The 6,486-nt window shown below is 55.1% G+C and carries 4 protein-coding genes and 1 CRISPR repeat array; all 4 genes read left to right on the forward strand.

Annotated elements, in window-relative coordinates; genetic code table 11:
* Positions 1-68 precede the first annotated feature (68 nt).
* The 4 genes from pyk to L5470_RS06445 all read left to right on the forward strand — a co-directional run bounded on the left by pyk (position 69) and on the right by L5470_RS06445 (position 5,735).
* A complete protein-coding gene (pyk, locus tag L5470_RS06430) occupies positions 69-1,505 on the forward strand; it encodes a pyruvate kinase (protein ID WP_499498909.1) in 1,437 nt (478 codons plus the stop codon).
* 358 nt (positions 1,506-1,863) lie between these two features.
* Positions 1,864-4,323, forward strand: a complete 2,460-nt coding sequence (gene pheT, locus L5470_RS06435) for a phenylalanine--tRNA ligase subunit beta (protein WP_499498911.1) — start codon at positions 1,864-1,866, stop codon at positions 4,321-4,323.
* A 9-nt stretch (positions 4,324-4,332) separates the two neighbouring features.
* Positions 4,333-5,349 (forward strand): biotin synthase BioB, encoded by a 1,017-nt coding sequence (bioB, locus tag L5470_RS06440; protein ID WP_198405994.1) that lies wholly within the window; start codon positions 4,333-4,335, stop codon positions 5,347-5,349.
* A 188-nt stretch (positions 5,350-5,537) separates the two neighbouring features.
* Positions 5,538-5,735: a DUF2949 domain-containing protein gene (locus L5470_RS06445; protein ID WP_448514794.1), complete on the forward strand. Its 198-nt coding sequence runs from the start codon at positions 5,538-5,540 to the stop codon at positions 5,733-5,735.
* 322 nt (positions 5,736-6,057) lie between these two features.
* Positions 6,058-6,480: a CRISPR direct-repeat array (repeat unit 36 nt; unit sequence CCTTCCTCTTCATGGGGAAGGCGATCGAATGGAAAC).
* The last annotated feature ends 6 nt before the right edge of the window (positions 6,481-6,486 follow it).

Consider the following 6,486-nt stretch of genomic DNA (forward strand, 5'->3'; position numbering starts at 1 on the left):
AGTCTAGGTTACCCTGCGGGCTAAAGGTCTCCCCCTATAGTGAGTAGTAAGTTTTGCAGGTTGCTTCCATGACCTTCGCTTTTCGTCGGACAAAAATTGTCGCCACCATCGGACCTGCCAGCCGCTCCCGCGACATCATCGCGCAACTGCTCGCGGCGGGGATGAGTGTAGCGCGGCTGAACTTCTCCCATGGCGATTATCGCGATCATGCCGAAACTATTACCCTACTGCGGCAGGTGGCGAATGAGCAGGCAACCCCCCTAACGCTGCTCCAAGATCTGCAAGGCCCCAAAATTCGGGTCGGACAGCTACCATCCGGCTCTGTTGAACTGGTGGAAGGGGCGCAGGTTAATTTATTGCCCTTAGCAGAAGCAACGGAGAGCACCAGCGGCATTGGGATTGACTACCCCTACCTTGCTGAAGAAGCTCAGCCCGGAATGCAGGTGCTGCTCGATGATGGGTTAATGGAATTAGTGGTGGAAGCCGTTGCCGAAAAGGTAGTAACCTGTCGGGTGGTGCAGGGCGGTACCCTCAAAAGTCGCAAAGGGGTCAATTTACCCGACTTAAACCTGCGGTTGCCATCCCTAACGGAAAAAGATCGGCAGGATATTCTCTTTGGTATTGCCCAAGGGGTAGATATTATTTCCCTTAGTTTTGTGCGCCGTGCAGAAGATTTGTGGGAATTGCGGGAATTCTTGGCGGCTCATGGTGCCAGTGATATGCCCATCTTGGCTAAAATTGAAAAGCCTCAAGCCGTAGAAAACCTAACGGCGATTTTGGGGGTTGCCGATGCCATTATGGTGGCTCGCGGTGATCTGGGGGTGGAAATGCGGGTGGAAAAAGTACCGCTGCTGCAAAAACAAATTATCCGTGAGTGTAACTACCGCTCTATTCCCGTCATTACTGCCACGCAAATGCTGGAGAGTATGATCCACAACCCCCGTCCGACCCGTGCCGAAGTCAGTGATGTTGCCAATGCCATTTTGGATGGTACCGATGCAGTGATGCTCTCAGGGGAGTCGGCCGTGGGAGCGTTTCCGGTGCGCGCCGTCCAGATGCTAGCGCGCATTGCTGCGGATGTGGAACCTCAGTTAAATTTTGAAAATATGCCCGCCTACCGCAATGATGAAACCCATGCCCTAGGTGAGGCGCTATCTACGATTGATAATATTTTGGAGTTGAAGGCGATCGCCTGCTTTACGGAAACCGGATACACCGCCACAATTGCTTCTGGTGAGCGCGTTAAGTGCATTATTGTAGCCTTTACCGATCGCCCACGGGTCTATCACTGGATGAACTTACTCTGGGGGGTCAAACCGATTTTGCTTGACACCTTGCCCCTGACCTTTGAAGGCATGATTGCCACTGCCGAAGCCCAGCTCCAAGAACGTGGCATAGCCGCCACAGGGGAGAAAATTTTGATCATGGCGGGTCTCCCTGCCCAAACTCCCCAAGGAACAAATTTCCTTAAAATTCATACCATGGGAGGCGCAAGTCAGTCCTGAGTTAACAAGGATCATTCTTAGAGTAGCCCCATAAGCCATGGCCTTCAGGAGAAATAAGCAGTAAACTACTCCCAGCTAAAGCAGGGAGCTTTTAGTAGCCCTGCAGTTAGCAAGCCAACCACGAGCCTCTGGGGTGGTTTACAACACCCCCAATCGACCGTTACCAGTGCCTTAAACAACCGTTTCTGGTGTCCGCAGTACAATTATAACCTAAGGCAWCTGAAGTTGCTAAAGGAGCTTTCCTCCCCGCACTGAAGTACGGGGCTTCCAGCCCTACCCGATGTGAGCCAACGGCTTGTGCGAGGTTGCCCCTGACGCTAGGCTGGACTATGGCATCGTATGAGTTTTTGAGGATTCCATGCGCGTTTCCCTTCGCTGGTTACGGGAACTAGTCTCAACGGATCTGGAGGCCACAACCCTTGGCGATCGCCTGACGATGGCGGGGTTTGAAGTTGAAGAGATTGAAGATCGCCGCACGTGGGCTGAGGGAGTTGTGGTCGGTCATATTTTGCAGTGCGACCCTCACCCCAATGCCCAAAAGCTGCGAGTGTGCCAAGTGGATGTGGGGCAGGGGGAACCCAGTACCATCGTCTGTGGTGCTCCTAATGCGGCAGCAGGGCTGTACGTGCCGGTGGCGGTACCGGGCGCTTACCTTGCCAAAATCGACCTCAAGATTCGTCCGGCCAAACTGCGCGGGGTGTTGTCTCAAGGCATGATCTGCTCCTTAGCCGAATTGGGGTTAGCCAAGGAATCTGCAGGAATCCATACCTTTAGCGAGCCAGTGACCGTAGGGGCAGATGTGCGCCCTCTGTTAGGGCTTGACGATGTGATTTTGCATTTGACCTCAACAGCGAACCGTGCCGATGCCCTGAGTATGGTGGGGATTGCCCGTGAAGTGGCTGCCCTTACGGGTGCCCCCTTGAAGGTGGCCATTCCTGCGGCACCTCCGGCCAAAAAATCCCGTAGTAAACCGCCCTTCACCGTCAGTGTTGCGGATCCGCTAGCGTGCCCCGCCTATCGCGGTGTGCTGATGAGCGGTGTGCAGGTCGCCCCCTCACCCCCATGGTTGCAGCAGCGGCTGGAAGCGGCTGGTCTGCGCCCCATTAACAATGTGGTGGATATTACTAACTACATTCTTCTAAAGTGGGGGCAGCCGCTCCATGCCTTTGATTGGGATCGCCTCCGAACCATTGATCACAACAGCCCCCTCACGGTTGGCGTGCGCTTAGCCCACCCCGAGGAAACCCTGCAAACCCTTGATGGTCAATCCCGCCGCCTCACGGTGGAGAACCTCGTGATTACTGCTGGGGACGTGCCGATCGCCCTCGCAGGCGTGATGGGGGGGCAACAGACAGAGGTTCATGCGGGAACGCAACAGATTTTGCTGGAAGCGGCGCTCTTTAGCAGTGCGGTTGTGCGCAGGTCTGCCCGTGCCCAAGGGTTACGCACTGAAGCCTCTGCCCGGTACGAGCGCGGTGTCAACCCAGCAGAGCTAGAGGCCGCCAGCAACGAGGCGATCGCCCTGTTAGAGGAGCTTGCCCACGGTCGTGTTACCTTCACCACCCTGCTGGATCAGCGACCGCCCCTTGATCGCACCCTCACCCTGCGCCTTGAGCAAGTCCATCGCCTTTTGGGAGGGGTGCTGACCGCCGATAACTCGGAGATCGACGACTTGAGCGCCGAAACCGTGGAAGCCCTGCTCAGCGCCTTGGGCTTTACGCTGAGGCGGCAGCCCTCGCCAGAGGACGAATCTGTGGTGTGGTCAGTGACCGTGCCCCCCTACCGGTTTCGGGATATTGAGCGGGAGGTGGATCTCATCGAAGAAGTTGCGCGGCTGTACGGCTACGATCGTTTTGAGGAAACCTTGCCGCCGCAATCACAGTTGGGCGCACTACCGCTGGATCTGCTGCTGCTGCGGGATCTACGAGCCGCCTTTCGCGGCGCTGGCTTAACGGAACTGATGCACTACTCGTGGGTTAAGGGCACTCACCCCCATCAGGTGACCGTTGTAAATCCATTGGTGGCTGAGTTTTCCTGCCTGCGTAGCGATTTAATAACCGGATTGGTACAGGCCTTTCGCTATAACCATGAGCAAGGCAATCCCCCCCTGAACGGGTTTGAGGTGGGTCGCGTCTTTGGCCAAGGGGAAGAGGGTCTCTGGGAGAGCGATCGCCTAGGGGGAATCATTGGTGGCGATCCGTGGCAGGGCAAGTGGGTGCGGCGCTCCCAACAGCCCCAACCTCTGTCGTGGTTTGAAGCCAAGGGTATTCTCGAAAGTGTATTTCAGCGGTTTGGCTTGGTGGTTGAGTACCAGAGCGATCGCCGCGATGAGCGGCTACACCCCGGACGCACAGCGTCTCTATCCCTAAATGGTGAGCACTTGGGCTTTTTTGGTCAATTGCATCCCCAGTTTGCCGCAACGTTAGAGCTACCCCATGCGGTCTATGTATTTGAACTGGAACTAGAGGTACTGCTCGCACCGCTGGTCGATCGCTTCGGCCATGAAACCTTCCAACCGTTTTCTACCTATCCCGCCAGCGATCGCGATCTAGCCTTTTTTGCCCCTGCGGATCTCACCGTTGGCGAACTCCGCCGTACCCTGTGGAAAGCCGCAGGTGGACGCTCCTCGCTCCTAGAGTCGGTGGAACTGTTTGATGAATATGCTGGGGTTGGGGTTCCGCCAGGACAGCGCAGCCTAGCGTTTCGGCTGACCTACCGTGCCCCGGATCGCACCCTCACCGAGGCCGAAGTGAATGAACTCCACCAAAAACTCCGCGACAGCCTAGTTGAGAAATACGCCGTAACCTTACGTAGCTAGAGGATGACGATGACTGCAGCCGTACCCCTCACCGATCGTTGGCAAGCCATGGCAGATCTTGCCCTTGCGGGTGACCTTCTCAGCCGTGATCAAGCCCGCGCCGTTCTGCGTGCCCCTGATACGGAGCTACTGGCGCAATTGGCAGCGGCCTATCGGGTGCGGCATTACTATTGGGGCAACCGGGTGCGGCTTCACTACCTGCTGAATGCCCAGAGTGGCCTGTGTCCCGAAGATTGCCACTACTGCTCCCAATCTAAAATCTCCACCGCTGAGATTGAAAAGTATCCTCTGCTCTCCCAAGAAAAGATTTTGGCGGCGGCTGAGCGGGCGGCGGCACTGAAGGCGGGCACCTTTTGCATGGTCATTTCGGGGCGATCGCCCAGCGAAAAAGTCTTTGAGCAGGTACTTGCGGCAGTAAAAGCGGTAAAGGAACGCTACGATCTCAAAATTTGCGCCTGTTTAGGCTTACTCTCGGCAACCCAAACCCAGCAGTTAGCCGCAGCGGGGGTGGACCGGGTGAACCATAACCTGAACACCTCACCGAACTACCACAGCGAGATTTGTACCACCCATACCTTTGGCGATCGCGCCCAGACCCTCAACCATATTAAGGCAGCGGGGATTACCACCTGCTCCGGCGGCATCCTCGGTATGGGGGAATCCGATGAGGATGTGATAGATTTAGCCCTTGCTCTGCGGCAGATGGAGGTTACCAGTGTGCCGGTGAATTTCTTAATCCCCATTGCCGGTACCCCCTTTGCGGCACACGATCATCTCACGCCGCGTCAATGTTTACGAATTCTTACACTTTTTCGCTTTTTGTTGCCTCACCAAGAGATTCGCATTGCCGGGGGTCGCGAGGTGCACCTACGCTCCCTACAGCCCCTTGGCCTGTATGCCGCTAACTCCATCTTTGTGGGGGACTATTTAACAACGGCGGGGCAGGCACCCCATCAAGACTGGCAGATGATTGCCGATGCTGGCTTTGTCCTAGAAGATGCTGAAGGCCGCGCGATCGCCCCTTAAAATCCTCCTGTTGGGGGATGCGCTTCCTTGATGGTTCCATCACACTAGCATCCAAGAGCCAAGACGGCCTTGGGGCTGGCGACAGTACTCAGCAACGTGTAACATTCTACAATGCATTTGTAACGAAATGTTGCATTTTCTCAGATTCCTCCTTAGCATAGAGAGGAATGTGGTACTTAATAGACATTATGAAAAAGCCACGTTGGACACAGCTTATTGATTTTCTGCAGCGGGAGATGGCACTGCCCACCTCTGCCATTAACTTTGGCCTCAAGCAGTGCGATGAGAAAGTCAACCTGTTGCCAGTGGTACTGTGGCAGTATGGCCTAGTCAGCCTTGAGCAGTTGGATCGCATTTTCGAGTGGATGGAGGCTAGCCACAGCTAGTTTTGCCTGCTGTAACACTTTGGCAAGAAGTTGCCATAGGCTGCTCTGCCTAGCTCTGAGTACTCCTTCCATTAGCTTTTCGGTAGCGAAACAGCAGATTAGATTCGCGACTCCACCCTTGTTTAGAGTATGCCGCAAGCTCCGAGGGATCTGCCGAATGGCTTGGATACCCCATTGATGCGTTGGATCCCTCGGAGTCCCTCAGGAAGCGGCTTTGAAGATTTTATACTATGTCGTATAAAAAACATTGCTTGCTTGCAACGGGGATCCCTCGGAATAGGGGGTTGCAGTTCGCTCAGGGAGCGGCTAGTATAGGGGTACTCCTTCCTCTTCATGGGGAAGGCGATCGAATGGAAACCTACTTCTTTGCCTGTTGCCGAATCGACAAACTGTAGGWAACCTTCCTCTTCATGGGGAAGGCGATCGAATGGAAACATCTCAATATTGGCCTTCACGATATTGTCGGCTGGGATGTCCTTCCTCTTCATGGGGAAGGCGATCGAATGGAAACCCCAGTCKGGATAGTGGGTACCACCCTTTGGTCCCTGAWAAGCCTTCCTCTTCATGGGGAAGGCGATCGAATGGAAACAAGATGATATGGGGTGTTTCACCCCAACGGAGGGTGTCGTAACCTTCCTCTTCATGGGGAAGGCGATCGAATGGAAACATCGTGGGTGATAGTGGGTACCACCCTTTGGTCCCTGAAAGGCCTTCCTCTTCATGGGGAAGGCGATCGAATGGAAACAAGCGA

Source organism: Synechococcus sp. PCC 6717 (genome assembly GCF_022698185.1).
GTDB lineage: Bacteria > Cyanobacteriota > Cyanobacteriia > Thermosynechococcales > Thermosynechococcaceae > Thermosynechococcus > Thermosynechococcus lividus.

Excerpts from the sequence above, each read along its gene's own strand:
- pyk (WP_499498909.1), top strand. The coding sequence starts at position 69 with ATGACCTTCGCTTTTCGTCGGACAAAAATTGTCGCCACCATCGGACCT.
- pheT (WP_499498911.1), top strand. The coding sequence starts at position 1,864 with ATGCGCGTTTCCCTTCGCTGGTTACGGGAACTAGTCTCAACGGATCTG.
- bioB (WP_198405994.1), top strand. The coding sequence starts at position 4,333 with ATGACTGCAGCCGTACCCCTCACCGATCGTTGGCAAGCCATGGCAGAT.
- L5470_RS06445 (WP_448514794.1), top strand. The coding sequence starts at position 5,538 with ATGAAAAAGCCACGTTGGACACAGCTTATTGATTTTCTGCAGCGGGAG.